The sequence below is a fragment of the Caballeronia sp. LZ024 genome (genome assembly GCF_031451455.1).
GTDB classification, from domain to species: Bacteria; Pseudomonadota; Gammaproteobacteria; order Burkholderiales; family Burkholderiaceae; genus Caballeronia; species Caballeronia telluris.
In genome coordinates, this window is sequence record NZ_JARUXL010000001.1 from 599011 (window position 1) to 613926 (window position 14916).

General features: G+C 61.8%; 15 protein-coding genes. 4 read left to right on the forward strand and 11 right to left on the reverse strand.

Features of this window, described 5'->3' with window-relative positions:
* Positions 1–30 precede the first annotated feature (30 nt).
* From QCE48_RS02890 to QCE48_RS02915, 6 genes are all read right to left on the reverse strand, one after another.
* On the reverse strand, positions 31–1740 hold the full coding sequence (locus QCE48_RS02890; RefSeq protein WP_309786217.1) for an ABC transporter substrate-binding protein: 1710 nt from the start codon (positions 1738–1740) through the stop codon (positions 31–33).
* Positions 1741–1940: 200 nt separating this feature from the next.
* Entirely contained in the window at positions 1941–2420 is a 480-nt protein-coding gene (locus tag QCE48_RS02895; protein WP_309786215.1) for a cupin domain-containing protein, read from the reverse strand.
* Between the two features lie 103 nt (positions 2421–2523).
* Entirely contained in the window at positions 2524–4629 is a 2106-nt protein-coding gene (gene fusA / locus QCE48_RS02900) for an elongation factor G (RefSeq protein ID WP_309786213.1), read from the reverse strand.
* A gap of 311 nt (positions 4630–4940) precedes the next feature.
* Complete coding sequence (locus QCE48_RS02905; protein ID WP_309788288.1) at positions 4941–5393, reverse strand: DUF192 domain-containing protein; 453 nt, start codon at positions 5391–5393, stop codon at positions 4941–4943.
* A gap of 303 nt (positions 5394–5696) precedes the next feature.
* Positions 5697–5912: a hypothetical protein gene (locus tag QCE48_RS02910; RefSeq protein WP_309786212.1), complete on the reverse strand. Its 216-nt coding sequence runs from the start codon at positions 5910–5912 to the stop codon at positions 5697–5699.
* A 336-nt stretch (positions 5913–6248) separates the two neighbouring features.
* Complete coding sequence (locus tag QCE48_RS02915) at positions 6249–6827, reverse strand: pseudouridine synthase (protein ID WP_309786211.1); 579 nt, start codon at positions 6825–6827, stop codon at positions 6249–6251.
* Between the two features lie 374 nt (positions 6828–7201).
* On the opposite strand from QCE48_RS02915, the gene icd reads away from it, so the two are divergent.
* Positions 7202–8458, forward strand: coding sequence for an NADP-dependent isocitrate dehydrogenase (gene icd, locus QCE48_RS02920; protein ID WP_309786210.1), 1257 nt, complete (start codon positions 7202–7204; stop codon positions 8456–8458).
* Positions 8459–8775: 317 nt separating this feature from the next.
* Here the strand turns inward: icd and QCE48_RS02925 are convergent, their stop codons facing one another.
* Positions 8776–9054 carry a hypothetical protein gene (locus tag QCE48_RS02925; protein WP_309786209.1) on the reverse strand — a complete coding sequence of 93 codons (279 nt, stop codon included), beginning with the start codon at positions 9052–9054 and terminating at the stop codon, positions 8776–8778.
* Between the two features lie 203 nt (positions 9055–9257).
* Positions 9258–9539 carry a hypothetical protein gene (locus tag QCE48_RS02930; RefSeq protein WP_309786206.1) on the reverse strand — a complete coding sequence of 94 codons (282 nt, stop codon included), beginning with the start codon at positions 9537–9539 and terminating at the stop codon, positions 9258–9260.
* A gap of 93 nt (positions 9540–9632) precedes the next feature.
* Here QCE48_RS02930 and QCE48_RS02935 point away from each other — a divergent pair, with 93 nt between their 5' ends.
* Positions 9633–9959: a hypothetical protein gene (locus QCE48_RS02935; protein ID WP_309794074.1), complete on the forward strand. Its 327-nt coding sequence runs from the start codon at positions 9633–9635 to the stop codon at positions 9957–9959.
* 69 nt (positions 9960–10028) lie between these two features.
* Here the strand turns inward: QCE48_RS02935 and cspD are convergent, their stop codons facing one another.
* Entirely contained in the window at positions 10029–10235 is a 207-nt protein-coding gene (gene cspD, locus QCE48_RS02940; RefSeq protein WP_008351201.1) for a cold shock domain-containing protein CspD, read from the reverse strand.
* Between the two features lie 504 nt (positions 10236–10739).
* Between cspD and clpS the strand changes: the two genes are divergently transcribed.
* Both clpS and clpA read left to right on the forward strand, forming a co-directional pair.
* A complete protein-coding gene (gene clpS, locus QCE48_RS02945; protein ID WP_309786205.1) occupies positions 10740–11054 on the forward strand; it encodes an ATP-dependent Clp protease adapter ClpS in 315 nt (104 codons plus the stop codon).
* A complete protein-coding gene (gene clpA, locus QCE48_RS02950) occupies positions 11051–13351 on the forward strand; it encodes an ATP-dependent Clp protease ATP-binding subunit ClpA (RefSeq protein ID WP_309786204.1) in 2301 nt (766 codons plus the stop codon). The genes clpS and clpA overlap by 4 nt, the downstream gene beginning before the upstream one ends.
* 91 nt (positions 13352–13442) lie before the next feature.
* On the opposite strand, the gene dut is transcribed toward clpA, so the two are convergent.
* Positions 13443–13889: a dUTP diphosphatase gene (dut, locus tag QCE48_RS02955; RefSeq protein WP_309786203.1), complete on the reverse strand. Its 447-nt coding sequence runs from the start codon at positions 13887–13889 to the stop codon at positions 13443–13445.
* 4 nt (positions 13890–13893) lie between these two features.
* Positions 13894–14901 (reverse strand): LLM class flavin-dependent oxidoreductase, encoded by a 1008-nt coding sequence (locus tag QCE48_RS02960; protein ID WP_309786202.1) that lies wholly within the window; start codon positions 14899–14901, stop codon positions 13894–13896.
* Between the last annotated feature and the right edge of the window lie 15 nt (positions 14902–14916).

A 14916-nucleotide genomic window follows, 5' to 3' on the forward strand; every position in this document is an offset into this window, starting at 1 on the left:
GCGCGGCCGAGAGACGAATCAGCCACCGGATCAGCCGCCGATGGTCGCGCGATCGAGATAAAGCTGAGAATTCGCATTGAAGCGCACGCCCGCGACGTTCGCCCGCGTCACGACCAGATAGTCGTAGAAATACGGAATCACGACCGGCGTTTCGTCGAGCAAGAGGTTCTGGATCTGCGCGGAAAACTTCTTCTGCGAGGCGACATCGAGCGCCGCGACGAACTGGGCGACCAGTTTGTCGTATTGCGGATTCTTGAAGTGCGCGGCATTCCACGTGCCGCCGCTTTCGAGCGGCGCGTTGAGGAACACGTTCGGCACGCCGCGATGGCCGTAGTCGGTGATGCCAAGCGGCGAATCGAGCCAGTCCGACTTGCCGAACGTGCCCGCGCCGTAATACAGCTCCTGGCTTTCCACCTTCAGCGAGATTTTCACGCCGATCGCCTTGGCCGCGTTCTGGATCACCACGGCGAGATCGGGAATCTCCATGTACTTCTCGGTGGTGAGCGTGATCTCGAAACCGTTCGGCACGCCGGCCTGCGCGAGCAGTTGCTTCGCCTTCGTGACGTCGATCTTGCGCTGCGGCACCGACGTATCGCTCGACGGGAACATCGGCGCGAACGGGCTGTCGTTGCCGAGCGCGGCGCGGCCGCGAAACAGGCCCTTGACCATGATCTCGCGGTCGATCGCGAGCGCGAGCGCCTGACGCACGCGCTTGTCCTTGAACGGTCCCATGTCGTTGCGCATGTGCATCTGCCGATGCGCGCTCGATTTCACGCCGAGCACCTTGAACTCGCGATTGTTCAGCACGGACAGGCCGCCCTGGACGGTGAAGTCGCCCATCACGTCGGCCTGGCGGCCTTGCAGCGCGAGCAGTTGCGCCTGCTGGTCGGCGTAGAACGCGAAGCTCACGCGATCGGGCAGCGCCTTTTCGCCCCAATAGTCCGGATTGCGCACGAACGACGCGCCCACTTTCGGCGTGTACTTCTCGAACTTGAGCGGCCCCGTGCCGATGAACGATTTCTCGTAGCTGCCCGAAAAGTTCGCGGGCAGGATCACCGCGTTGAAGTTGTCGGACGAAACGTAGAACGGGAAGTTGCCATTCGGCGCATCGAGATGGAATTCGACCGTGAGCGCGTCGATGGCCTTCACCGAATCCTTCGACAACACGCCCTTCAGCACCGACAGCGCCGCCGAACCGCTGCCCGGGTCGGCCAGGCGGTTGAACGTCGCGGCGACGTCCTTCGCGGTCATCTTCTGACCGTCATGGAACTTGACGTTGTCGCGCAGCTTGAAGGTCCACACGTCGCCCTTGTCGTTCGACTTCCAGGAGAGCGCGAGCGCCGGGCGCAGCGTGAGCTTCTCGCCGTCGTCGTCGATCAGGAATTCGCCCGTCTGGTTGATGAGCGCGAGGCCGGCGGCGTCCGTCACGGTGAGCGGATCGACCGCGCCCGCGGGCGTCAGATGCGCGACGCGGATCGTGCCGCCGGGCTTGCCCGCACCCTGTGCGCGGGCGCGCGGTGTGCCCAATACGCTCAATCCGCCCAATCCGCCGCCGATGTCGATCGCGCCGCCGAGCGCGAGCGCGAGTCCGAGCATGCTCGCGTGCCGCAGCAGTTCGCGCCGCGTGAGCCGGCCGGCCTTGAATTCGTCGATGGCGTGATTGCCGAGTTCGCCGGCCGAGGTGCGCGAATCGTCGAGGGCGCGGTCGAAGGCTTGATCGTGATCGGTTGATGTCTTCATCAGTGGGCGTTCCGTTCCGTCTGTTGTAATTGTTGCGGGCGGCGTTATAAGACGCGCCGCCAGACGCGCCGCCGGTTCGCCGGGCCTGCCGGGGCCTCGCCAGTGTAGCCGGGCAGAATTCCTCCGACGCGACTCGCCGTACTCGCTTCGCGCCGGCTCAGAAAGCGACAGCTAGCAACTCCCGCGCCGCGAAAGCCGCGTCAGTGATCGTGCGGATGCTTGTGGATCGGATCGACCCAGAAAACCTCTTCCGGCTTCTCCACCGCATCGATGTTCAGGTTCACCACCACGGCCTCGTTGTCGCTGCGAACGAGCACGCATTCGAGCGGCTCGTCGGTGCGCGCGTTGATCTCCTGATGCGGCACGTAAGGCGGCACGAAGATGAAATCGCCGGGGCCCGCCTCGGCGGTGAATTCGAGGTGCTCGCCCCAGCGCATGCGCGCCTCGCCGCGCACGACGTAAATCACGCTCTCCAGCGCGCCGTGATGGTGCGCACCGGTCTTCGCGTTCGGATGGATCGTCACCGTGCCAGCCCAGATCTTCTGTGCCCCGACCCGCGCCGCGTCGATCGCGGCCGCGCGATTCATGCCGGGCGTCTGCGGCGTATTGGTATCGAGCTGACTGGCGCGGATCACCTTCACGCCGTGCTCGCGCCAGTCGATCTTCGGTTCGTCGCTCATCGTCGTCTCCCGTTCTGGTCAGGTAAAGCGCGCGGATAAAAAAAGTCCGTTGCGGCCACTCGTGAAGCACGGGCATACAACGGACTCGTTACAGCAACGCAGCTTACTTCGACTTCGCGTTCACGATGCCCTCGGCGACGTTCGACGGCGTTTCCGCGTAGTGCTTGAATTCCATCGTGTAGGTCGCGCGGCCCTGCGAGAGCGAGCGCAGCGTAGTCGAATAGCCGAACATTTCCGCGAGCGGCACCTCCGCGCGCACGAGCTTGCCGCCGCCGCCGGCGATGTCCTCCATGCCCTGCACGATGCCGCGCCGACTGGACAAGTCGCCCATCACGTTGCCCATGAAATCCTCGGGCGTTTCTACTTCGACCGCCATCATCGGTTCGAGCAGCACGGGCTTCGCACGGCGCATGCCGTCCTTGAACGCCATCGACCCGGCCATGCGGAACGCGTTTTCGTTCGAATCGACGTCGTGATAGGAACCGAACGTGAGCGTCACCTTCACGTCGACGACCGGATAACCCGCGAGCACGCCCGCCTTCAGCGTTTCCTGAATACCCTTGTCGACCGCCGGAATGTACTCGCGCGGCACGACGCCGCCCTTGATCGCATCGACGAATTCGTAGCCGCCGCCCGGCTTCTGCGGTTCCATCTTGATGACGACGTGGCCGTACTGCCCGCGTCCGCCCGACTGCTTGACGAACTTGCCTTCGACATCTTCGATCGGCACGCGGATCGTCTCGCGATACGCGACCTGCGGCTTGCCGACGGTCGCCTCGACGTTGAATTCGCGCTTCATCCGGTCGACGAGAATTTCGAGGTGCAGCTCGCCCATGCCGGAGATGATGGTCTGGCCGGATTCTTCATCCGTCTGCACGCGAAACGACGGATCTTCCTGCGCGAGGCGGTTGAGCGCGATGCCCATCTTTTCCTGATCGGCCTTGGTCTTCGGCTCGACGGCCTGCGAGATGACCGGCTCCGGAAAGATCATCTTTTCGAGGATGATCACGTGATTCGGATCGCAAAGGGTGTCGCCGGTGGTCGCTTCCTTCAGACCGACGGCCGCGGCGATGTCGCCCGCGTAAACCTCCTTGATTTCCTTGCGCTCGTTCGCGTGCATCTGAAGAATCCGCCCGAGCCGTTCCTTCTTTTCCTTCACGGCGTTGTAGACGGTATCGCCCGAGTTCACGACGCCCGAATACACGCGGAAAAAGATCAGCTGCCCGACGAACGGGTCCGTCATGATCTTGAACGCGAGCGCGGAGAACGGCTCGTCGTCGGTCGGATGGCGTTCGGCTTCCTTGTCGTACTCGTCATGACCGAGGATGGCGGGCACGTCGACCGGCGAGGGCAGGTAGTCGATCACGGCGTCGAGCATCGCCTGCACGCCCTTGTTCTTGAACGCGCTGCCGCAGAGCATCGGCACGATTTCGTTGGCGATCGTGCGCTGGCGGATGCCGCTCTTGATCTCTTCCTCGGTCAGTTCCTCGCCGCCCAGATACTTCTCGAGATAGGCTTCGTTCGCTTCGGCGGCGGCCTCGATCATCTTGTCGCGCCATTCCTGCGCGGTCGCGAGCAGGTTCGCCGGAATCTCCTGATACTCGAACAGCACGCCCTGGCTCGCTTCGTCCCAGATGATCGCCTTCATCTTCACGAGGTCGATCACGCCCTGGAAGTGATCCTCCGCGCCGACGGGGATCTGCAGCGGCACCGCGACGCCCTTCAGCCGGTCGCCGATCTGACGCTGCACGCGGAAAAAGTCGGCGCCGACGCGGTCCATCTTGTTGACGAACGCGATGCGCGGCACCTTGTACTTGTTGGCCTGGCGCCAGACGGTTTCCGATTGCGGCTGCACGCCGCCGACCGAGTCGTAGACCATGCAGGCACCGTCGAGCACGCGCATCGAACGCTCGACTTCGATGGTGAAGTCGACGTGCCCGGGGGTGTCGATGATATTGATGCGGTGTTCCGGGTAATTGCCGGCCATGCCTTTCCAGAAGGCCGTCGTGGCAGCGGAGGTGATCGTGATGCCGCGCTCTTGCTCCTGTTCCATCCAGTCCATCGTGGCCGCGCCGTTGTGAACCTCGCCGATCTTGTGGTTCACACCGGTGTAGAAAAGAATGCGTTCGGTGGTGGTGGTCTTGCCGGCATCGATGTGAGCGCTGATGCCAATGTTCCGATAGCGCTCGATGGGAGTCTTGCGGGGCACGTGAACCTCCTGTGGATGGGGCGAGCGGATGGCAAACTTTCCCTGAAGCGGCGAAAGGCAGGCTGGCGCCGCCTTCGCGCGCGACCGGGAAAAGCGCCGGACAGCGTCTCGCTGATCTCTCGCGGTCTATTAGGATAGCGCTTCGACACGCTTCTTGCAGGATTCCTGCCAGGCGCGCCCGGGCGCCGATGCGCGCGGCGCGCGACGCGGCCGGTTGCGGCGCAGCGACGCCGCGGGCGAAAAAAAACCGGCGCGTCGGGTGGACGCGCCGGCTCGGCAGACCGCGTTCGCGTGGGGCGACTGCGGCAGGCCTATCGCGCGGCCGGAAGCCCTTGAATCTTCATGCCCGGCTTGATGCCCTTCGACGTGAACCAGCCCTTGCTCATTTCGAGCGCGTAGACGCCGTTGTTGCGCGGACAGTGATTGTCGGTCGTCTCGGCCTGCATCTCGTCGATGTCGGTGATCGTGCCGTCGCCGCGAATGAACGCGATCGACAGCGGGATCAGCGTGTTCTTCATCCAGAAGCAATGCACGGCGGTTTCGTTGAAGACGAACAGCATGCCTTCGTTGGGCGCGAGTTTCGTGCGATACATGAGTCCCTGCTCGCGATCGGCGTCGTTTGCCGCGACCGCTGCGTCGATCACGAACATGCCGGCCGTGAGCCGCGCGCGCGGAAATTCGCCCGGCTGCTTCGCGCCCGCCGGCAGTTGCTGCGCCTGCACCGTGGAGATCGCCGCGATCGGCAGAAGGAGCGCGACGGCCAGCGCGCGGAGACCCCGGCCGAAACCGGACTGGCGAAGCGAGGCGAGCGGATCGAATGAAGCGAGCGGTTTAAATGAGCGCAGCGAAAGACGCACGACGAAACTCCTTGAAAGCCCAGGTAACAGAAAAGAACGGGAAAAAGCCGAAAAAGCGGAAATGACCCGCGCATGTTACTCGATGCACCTGCAAAAGAAAAAGGCAGAGTACCCGAGGGCATTCTGCCTTTTAACGCCATCGCGACGGCTGTACTGCGGTAGCTGTACGGCTGTTTTTCTGGCTTCGCTTTAAAGCGAGTTACAACAAACTTACTGCGATGCGCCCGTAGCAGCGGCCGGTGCTGCTTCAGCCGACGTAGCTGCCTTCTTGTGCGACTTCTTGTGCGACGTCTTCTTGTGGTGCGTCGACTTGTGGGCGGTCGAAGCTGCTGCCGGTGCAGCCGCCGGAGCCATTGCGTCCGAAGCTTGTGCGAATGCAGCCGTTGCGAACAGGCCAGCGACGAGAGCAGCGATCAGTTTGTTCATCTTGTGAATCCTCAGCTTGAGTAAATTAACCAAACGACCCGGTTATTGGAGTCATGTCGGTAAACGAGCCATCCACCTTTCGGTTGACAGTGATATCGATAAATAAACCGGTATCGCTGCGAGCGCTAAAACCTTACAAAATGCCTGTCTCAAGCAGGTGTTTGATGCGGTCATTCGCTAATGCCGGATAGCTTTGCAAGGCATCTGCGACCACTAACGCAGGGTGGCGACAACCGGTTGACGAAAATCTTTTTTGATATTGCGGATCGATTGAAATCGCTTGGCGCGTCGTGCATTAGCGCTTTTTCGTGACAGGCGTTTCAGGCACGGCGAAGTTCATGCGACGCCTGTCCACGGCGCGCGTGGCGGCAACTCCGTCGACTCGCCCGGTGCGAGCCCGAGCGCGAACACATCAAGCGCGCCGATGCCGACGCGCACGAGCCGCAACGTCGGATAGCCCACCGCCGCCGTCATGCGCCGGACCTGGCGGTTCTTGCCTTCGGTGATCGACAGTTCGATCCATGTCGTCGGGATCGCCGCGCGATGGCGGATCGGCGGCGTGCGCGGCCACAGTCGTGCCTCGGCGTTCGCCGAATCGACGAACGCTGCGTGACACGGGCGCGTGACGTAGTCGCCGAGATCGACGCCCTTCGCAAGGCGCGCGAGCGCCGCTTCGTCAGGCGCGCCTTCCACTTGCGCCCAATAACGCTTGATGAGCTTGTGACGCGGCTCGGCGATGCGCGTCTGCAATGCGCCGTCGTCGGTGAGGAGCAGGAGGCCCTCGCTGTCGGCGTCGAGTCGGCCCGCGGGATAAACGTCCGGCTTTTTCACCCAGTCCCCGAGCGACGCGCGCGTCTCATGCGCGGAAAACTGACAGATCGTGCCGAACGGCTTGTTGAGGGCAATGAGCGACATGGCTGGGATGAAGAGAAATCGGAAGAGGGCGCCGGGCCTTGAATCACGCGCCTTCGGGCTGGCTTCGGGCTCGTCTGCGCGCTGGCGGATGGCGGCATATTAATGCATAATCCGACTCTGTAACGCGTAGGTCTTATATAAGACATATGAGTTGCATTCGGTCTTTGCCTATGCAGTCCCGCGCGCGCTCGACGCTGCTTCGGACGCTGCGTGGCGGCCCGCCCCGGTGGGCTAGAATATTATTCTGGATGCCCGGCCGGCCAAGGGGCGCGCGGCGACGCTCGCCGGAATGCGCAGCTGATGCATCGTCGCAATCTGCTTCAGCCAGTTCGCAAGCCAGGTATCAACCAGCCCAGCCTTCTTTGGAGTCGACCATGCCGTATCAGCACATCAAGGTTCCGACGGGCGGTGAGAAGATCACCGTCAACGCGGATTACTCCCTCAACGTGTCCGACCAGCCGATCATTCCGTACATCGAAGGCGACGGCACGGGCCTCGACATCACGCCGGTGATGATCAAGGTCGTCGATGCGGCGGTCGAGAAGGCCTACGGCGGCAAGAAGAAGATCCACTGGATGGAGATCTACGCGGGCGAAAAGGCGACCAAGGTATACGGCCCGGACGTGTGGCTGCCGGAAGAAACGCTCGACGTGGTGAAGGAATACATCGTCTCGATCAAGGGCCCGCTCACGACGCCCGTCGGCGGCGGCATCCGGTCGCTGAACGTCGCCCTGCGCCAGCAACTGGACCTGTACGTCTGCCTGCGGCCGGTGCAGTACTTCAAGGGCGTGCCGTCGCCGGTGCGCGAGCCCGAGAAGATCAACATGATCATCTTCCGCGAGAATTCCGAAGACATTTACGCCGGCATCGAGTGGCCTGCGCAGTCGGAGGAAGCGAAGAAGGTCATCAAGTTCCTGCGCGAGGAAATGGGCGTGAAGAAGATCCGCTTCCCGGAGACATCGGGCATCGGCATCAAGCCCGTTTCGAAGGAAGGCACGCAGCGGCTCGTGCGCAAGGCGATCCAGTACGCGATCGACAACGACCGCCGCACGGTCACGCTCGTGCACAAGGGCAACATCATGAAGTTCACCGAAGGCGCGTTCCGCGACTACGGCTATGAACTCGCGCAGCAGGAGTTCGGCGCGGAACTCATCGATGGCGGCCCGTGGATGAAGCTCAAGAATCCGAAGACGGGCAATGACATCGTCGTGAAGGACGTGATCGCCGATGCGTTCCTGCAGCAGATCCTGCTGCGTCCGGCGGAATACGACGTGATCGCCACGCTTAACCTGAACGGCGACTATGTTTCCGATGCGCTGGCGGCGCAGGTTGGCGGCATCGGCATTGCGCCGGGCGCGAACCTGTCGGATTCGGTCGCCATGTTCGAAGCGACGCACGGCACCGCGCCGAAGTATGCGGGCAAGGATTATGTAAATCCGGGCTCGGAAATTCTGTCGGCGGAAATGATGCTGCGTCACGTGGGCTGGACGGAAGCGGCGGATGTGATCATCCGCTCGATGGAGAAATCGATCCTTTCCAAGCGCGTGACGTACGACTTCGCGCGACTGATGGAAGGCGCGACGCAGGTCTCGTGCTCCGGGTTCGGGCAGGTGATGATCGAGAATATGTAGTCGCGGATCGGCTTCACGCAATAGAAGGCCCCGGCTGGCATGCAAGTGTCGCCGGGGTTTTTTCATGACTTTCGATAATCAAAGCCGCGCGTTATCGAGAATCGTTAAGCATCAACGCTTGGGAAAATAGCGGATAAAATCTTTTCGCTGGACGCCGGAAATAAAGCCGCGCGCGCATCGGTCATTTTTGCATCGTCGATCTGGCAATCGCGGCGCACGCGCCGAGGCCGGAAATACTGGCGCGTCGTGCCGCAGGAACCGAAGGCCGGAAAGGCGGCATCAAGCCGACTCGCGAAAGTCGGCTTTTTGTTTTTGTTTTAGTCGAATGACTCAGGGGCGACCGCTCCGTCTTCGATCACCAGGTGCGCTGCATTCACGCCCGGCGCGAAGAACCGCCAATCTTCGTCCCCTTCAATACCATCCGGGATAACGACAAGGCGAAACCCTCGCGACAGCGAAAGCACTACGCCGCCCGCTTCGTCCACCAAAACGCTTTCGACAATGCTGGGGCCGCGTTCTACCAGCATTTCCCGGAGACGATCCGCAGTGCTGTGCGCCTTGTCATCTGGCCCGCGGAGATCATCCACGGTTGCCACAACGCAGGCCGCCTTCTCAAGTCTCCACGTGCATTGAATGTGCAGCGCCTACGCACTGACATATTTCACGGCCCCTTTAAAGTTGGTAACAGGATGCTGTGTACCGAACCCAAGAGTGAGCATGTCTGCCGCCCGATTCAAGCCGCTCAACTCCAGGTCTCGAAGCACCGACAAGCGCCGCTCAATTTCGTTTCGAGTATTGATCATCGAATGGACTGCAAGGTTTCTATGATCTCAAGATCAGCGCCTTTCTTTGCCAGCCGCTGATGCCAGTGAAAATTCGTACCGAGAAACGAGCGGACACGCTGCACGAGCGCGGCATCCTTCGCCCATACATCGGCATACGCGCGGTGAGAGTACTTCTTGCCTTCCTCAACAGCCTGCTTCTGCCCGGTAGAAAGAAAGATGCGCTCGCTTCCGTAGGCGTCCTTGCGGTATAGCATCCAGCGTTGAGACGAGTCCGTCTTCAGTTCAGTCCCACCCATCGCCAGCCCCGTTGCTTGCGACGGCGAAAACCTAGCAGATTGCCGCGCGTAGTTGTCTATGGGATACGCCGACTATTCACGCCGAACCGTCGGATGAGCGACACGACACCCGTTCCCGACTCGGCTCCGCGCTTCCCCGCGATGGCGACCGGGAGAAAGAATCTGGCCGCGCTGATCGAGCCGCCGAAGGCAGGGCGTTTGCGCGGGGGGGGGGGCGCCGCGCTAACCGAGATGATCTGTGCGCCTGAAAGTGCGCGCGCCATACTGAATAAAGGTGTAGCGGCCCAATTACGTAGAATGATCGAGACGCGGATCGGCTTCACGGAACAGATGGCCCTGGTTGGCTTGGAGATGTCGCCGGGGTTTTATAACTTCCGGCCGCGCTTTCCACGAATCGCCGACGCCGCCCCCCGCGCATAATCCGCATTCCAAAAACAAAAAACCCGGCGCGAGGCCGGGTCCAGGAGGCAAAAAAGTGCGATCGAACGGTCAGGCCGCGTCCTGAATATTCGAAGCCTGTTTGCCCTTCGGTCCCTGGACGATCTCGAAGCTGACCTTCTGGCCTTCTTTGAGCGTCTTGAAACCGTTCATCTGTATAGCCGAGAAATGTGCGAACAGATCCTCGCCGCCTTCGTCGGGCGTGATGAATCCGTAGCCTTTCGCGTCATTGAACCATTTGACCGTACCAGTTGACATACCTACTTCCCCTCTAACTCTCGTCGCTTCCACGAGCACGCTCGAAAAGCTCAGCGGCCACTATGTGAACCGTGCCCTCCTCACTAGCTCACCTCGGCATTTTTTCGCCTGAATGGCCTTCGGAAAAAAGTGCCAGTTTGATTGTTGAATCTCTTAAATCAAGTGTCAAGAAAATTTTGAGATGGTCGATAAGCCCGTTGTAAAGAGCACATTCGTAGGGTTATTCCTGCTTTGCGTGTGTGCGGCCGCGCAAGCAAGGCATCTTGAAAAGTCGCATAATCGTCTCACTTGAGTGGTAGTCGCGAGATGCGCCCTGCAGTCAGTTTTTTTGAAGCTGTGCGATACTGGATTCACAGAAGGTTCAAGCGGGCTGGCGCGCAGACGGCGCCGGCAGAATTCAGGCAGGATGGGCTCGATGCGGGCATCGCGGTGCCAGTTCTCCGACCGGACGGTTGGCGTTACCGGCGGCATTGCGGGCTTGTCCGAGTTGTTTAGAATGGGTGTATGGCGACTAATCCCAACAAGCAGGACGGCACGGTACTGGAGCGGCAGGAGCAGAAGCTCAAGCAGCCTGCGATGTACAAGGTGGTGCTGCTGAATGACGACTTCACGCCGATGGAATTCGTCGTGATGGTCGTGCAGGAATATTTCAACAAGGATCGTGAGACTGCGACGCAGATCATGCTGAAGGTTCATCGCGAGGGCAGGGGAGTTTGTGGGGTCTACACGCGGGACATCGCGTCGACCAAAGTTGAGCAAGTCGTTAGCCATGCACGGCAAGCGGGGCACCCGCTGCAGTGTGTGATGGAGGAAGCATGATTGCCCAGGAACTGGAAGTCAGTCTGCACATGGCGTTTATGGAAGCACGTCAGGCGCGGCACGAGTTCATTACGGTCGAGCATCTTTTACTGGCCTTGTTGGACAACCCGACCGCGGCTGAAGTCTTGCGCGCATGCGCAGCAAACATAGAAGATTTGCGTCAGAACCTGCGCAATTTCATTCATGACAACACGCCGACCGTGCCCGGCACGGACGACGTCGATACCCAGCCGACGCTTGGTTTCCAGCGCGTGATTCAGCGCGCGATCATGCACGTGCAGTCGACGTCGAATGGCAAGAAGGAAGTGACCGGCGCGAACGTGCTCGTCGCGATCTTCGGCGAGAAGGATTCGCACGCGGTCTACTACCTACAGCAGCAGGGCGTGACGCGGCTCGACGTTGTGAATTTCATTTCGCACGGCATCGCGAAGACGAACAGCGGCGACGCGGCGAAGGCGAGCAGCGAGGCGAACCCGGAAACGGACGACGCCGCCGCGCAAAAGGAAACGCCGCTTGCGCAGTTCACGCAGAACCTGAACCAGCTCGCGAAGGACGGCAAGATCGATCCGCTGATCGGCCGCGAGTTGGAAGTCGAGCGCGTGGTGCAGGTGCTGTGCCGCCGTCGCAAGAACAATCCGCTGCTCGTCGGCGAAGCCGGCGTCGGCAAGACCGCGATCGCCGAAGGTCTCGCCTGGCGCATCACGCGCGGCGAAGTGCCGGACATTCTTGCCGATGCGCAGGTCTATTCGCTCGACATGGGCGCGTTGCTCGCGGGCACGAAGTATCGCGGCGACTTCGAGCAGCGTCTGAAGACGGTGCTGAAGGAACTGAAGGAGCGTCCGCACGCCATTCTGTTCATCGACGAAATCCATACGCTGATCGGCGCGGGCGCGGCATCGGGCGGCACGCTCGACGCTTCGAACCTGCTGAAGCCGGCGTTGTCGTCGGGGCAGCTGAAGTGCATCGGCGCGACCACGTTCACGGAATATCGCGGCATCTTCGAGAAGGACGCGGCGTTGTCGCGGCGCTTCCAGAAGGTCGACGTGACCGAGCCGACCGTCGAGCAGACCGTTGCGATCCTGCGCGGCCTGAAGACGCGTTTCGAAGAGCACCACGGCGTGAAGTATTCGTCGGGCGCGCTCACGGCGGCGGCTGAACTGTCGGCGCGCTTCATCACCGACCGTCATCTGCCCGACAAGGCGATCGACGTGATCGACGAAGCGGGCGCGGCGCAGCGCATTCTGCCGAAGTCGAAGCAGAAGAAGACCATCGGCAAGAACGAGATCGAAGAGATCATCTCGAAGATCGCGCGCGTGCCGCCACAAAGCGTTTCGCAAGACGACCGCAGCAAGCTGCAAACGCTCGATCGCGACCTGAAGAGCGTCGTGTTCGGGCAAGATCCGGCGATCGACGCGCTGTCGGCTTCGATCAAGATGGCGCGGGCCGGTCTCGGCAAGACGGATAAGCCGATCGGCGCGTTCCTCTTCTCGGGCCCGACGGGCGTCGGCAAGACAGAAGTCGCGAAGCAGCTCGCGTTCACGCTCGGCATCGAATTGCTGCGCTTCGACATGTCGGAATACATGGAGCGTCACGCGGTCAGCCGTCTGATCGGCGCGCCGCCGGGCTATGTCGGATTCGATCAGGGCGGTTTGCTGACCGAAGCCGTCACGAAGAAGCCGCATTGCGTGCTGTTGCTCGACGAAATCGAAAAGGCGCATCCGGACATCTACAACGTGCTGTTGCAGGTGATGGACCACGGCACGCTGACGGACAACAACGGCCGCAAGGCGGATTTCCGCAACGTCATCATCATCATGACGACGAATGCGGGCGCCGAAGCGATGAACAAGTCCGTGATCGGCTTCACGAACCGCCGCGAAACCGGCGACGAAATGGCCGACATCAAGCGCATGTTCACGCCGGAGTTCCGTAATCGTCTGGACGCGATCATCAGCTTCCGCTCGCTCGATGAAGAAATCATCATGCGCGTGGTCGACAAGTTCCTGATGCAACTGGAAGATCAGCTGCACGAGAAGAAGGTCGATGCGCTCTTCACCGACGCGTTGCGCAAGCACCTGGCGAAGCACGGTTTCGACCCGCTGATGGGCGCGCGGCCGATGCAGCGTCTGATCCAGGACACGATCCGCCGGGCGCTCGCTGACGAGTTGCTCTTCGGCAAGCTGCTGTCGGGCGGCCGCGTGACCGTCGATGTGGACGAGAACGACAAGGTTCAACTGACGTTCGACGAAAACCCTGTGCCGCGCAATCCGAATCCGGAAGCGGTCGAGGTCGAGTGACAAAGCAACGTGGCGCGCCGTGACGGCGCGTCGCTGAAACAAAAACGGCGCGGAGTTTCATCCGCGCCGTTTTTTTTGCTTCCGGGAAAGTTCAGTGCTTGCCCGTGCTGCCGAAACCGCCCGCGCCGCGCTCGCTTGCGTCGAAATCGTCGACGATATTCAACTTCGCCTGCACGACCGGCACGATCACCATCTGTGCGAGGCGCTCCATCGGATTGAGCGTGAAGGCCGTGTCGCCGCGATTCCACGTCGAGATCATCAACTGACCCTGGTAATCTGAATCGATCAGGCCGACGAGGTTGCCCAGCACGACGCCGTGCTTGTGGCCGAGACCGGAGCGCGGCAGGATCATCGCGGCATAGCCGGGATCGCCGAGATGGATCGCGAGACCGGTCGGCACCAACGCCGTCTGGCCGGGCGCGAGGACGAGCGGCGCGTCGAGGCACGCGCGCAGATCGAGGCCGGCGCTGCCGGTCGTGGCGTAGGCGGGCAGGAAGTCGCGCATGCGCGCATCGAGAATCTTGACGTCGAGTTTCATGGGTTCAGTTCGGGCGGCCGAGCTCGAACGCTTCGGCGAGGAGTTGATAGGAACGGCTGCGCGCGCGGTAGCTTCCCGCGACGGTCAGCACGATGAGTTCGTCTGCGTCGAAACGTTCTTGCAGCGCATGAAGCGCCTCCGTGACGCGTTCCGGCGTGCCGATGATGCTGCGGTTCTTCTCGCGCGCGATCACGTTCAGTTCGCGCTCGCCGTAGTGCTGGGCGGCGCCTTGTTCGATCGACGGAATCGGCATGTTCAGGCCGTAGGCCATTTGCACGCGCCGCAGGTCGACGGCTTTTTCGAGCGCGGCAGCTTCTTCGTCGGTGTCGGCACAGATGACGAACACGGCGGCGGCGAGATACGGCTTCGCTTCGTTACCGGGCGTGAAGCGCTCGCGATACGCCTCGGCCACGCGATGTCCATACTGCGCGTTGATGAAATGCGCGAACGCATAGCGGATGCCGAGCTGCGCCGCGAGCAGACCGCCGAAGTCGCTCGAGCCGAGCATCCACAGTTGCGGACGCGTGTCGATTTGCGGTTGCAGCAGGACGCCGTGCGCGAGGTGATCGTCGGGCAGCGTGCCGTTGAAGAGGCCGATGAGGTCCGCAACCTGCTGCGGGAAAATGTCGCCGCGGTTGTAGTCGCCGGCGGCGACGGCTTGCGCCGTGCGCATGTCGCCGCCGGGCGCGCGTCCGACGCCCAAGTCGATGCGATCCGGAAACAGCGCTTCGAGCATCAGAAATTGCTCGGCGATCTTAAACGGGCTGTAGTACGGCAGCATGATGCCGCCCGAGCCGATGCGGATGCGCTTCGTCAGACTGCCGATCCGGGCGAGCAGGACTTCCGGACAGGGATTCGACACGCCGCGCAGCCCGTGATGTTCGGCGCACCAGTAGCGCGTGTAGCCGAGATCGTCGGCGAGCTGGGCGAGATCGAGCGTGGCCGCGATGGCGTCGGCCGTGCTGTGGCCGTGGATGACCGGCGTCTGGTCGAGAACGGAGAGTTTCGTCATCGTGCGGTGCCGTGC

Bases quoted from the DNA above. Each gene is read 5' to 3' on its own strand.
- QCE48_RS02890 (WP_309786217.1), bottom strand. From the start codon at position 1,740: ATGAAGACATCAACCGATCACGATCAAGCCTTCGACCGCGCCCTCGAC.
- QCE48_RS02895 (WP_309786215.1), bottom strand. From the start codon at position 2,420: ATGAGCGACGAACCGAAGATCGACTGGCGCGAGCACGGCGTGAAGGTG.
- QCE48_RS02910 (WP_309786212.1), bottom strand. From the start codon at position 5,912: ATGAACAAACTGATCGCTGCTCTCGTCGCTGGCCTGTTCGCAACGGCT.
- QCE48_RS02915 (WP_309786211.1), bottom strand. From the start codon at position 6,827: ATGTCGCTCATTGCCCTCAACAAGCCGTTCGGCACGATCTGTCAGTTT.
- icd (WP_309786210.1), top strand. From the start codon at position 7,202: ATGCCGTATCAGCACATCAAGGTTCCGACGGGCGGTGAGAAGATCACC.
- QCE48_RS02930 (WP_309786206.1), bottom strand. From the start codon at position 9,539: ATGGGTGGGACTGAACTGAAGACGGACTCGTCTCAACGCTGGATGCTA.
- QCE48_RS02935 (WP_309794074.1), top strand. From the start codon at position 9,633: ATGAGCGACACGACACCCGTTCCCGACTCGGCTCCGCGCTTCCCCGCG.
- cspD (WP_008351201.1), bottom strand. From the start codon at position 10,235: ATGTCAACTGGTACGGTCAAATGGTTCAATGACGCGAAAGGCTACGGA.
- clpS (WP_309786205.1), top strand. From the start codon at position 10,740: ATGGCGACTAATCCCAACAAGCAGGACGGCACGGTACTGGAGCGGCAG.
- clpA (WP_309786204.1), top strand. From the start codon at position 11,051: ATGATTGCCCAGGAACTGGAAGTCAGTCTGCACATGGCGTTTATGGAA.
- dut (WP_309786203.1), bottom strand. From the start codon at position 13,889: ATGAAACTCGACGTCAAGATTCTCGATGCGCGCATGCGCGACTTCCTG.
- QCE48_RS02960 (WP_309786202.1), bottom strand. From the start codon at position 14,901: ATGACGAAACTCTCCGTTCTCGACCAGACGCCGGTCATCCACGGCCAC.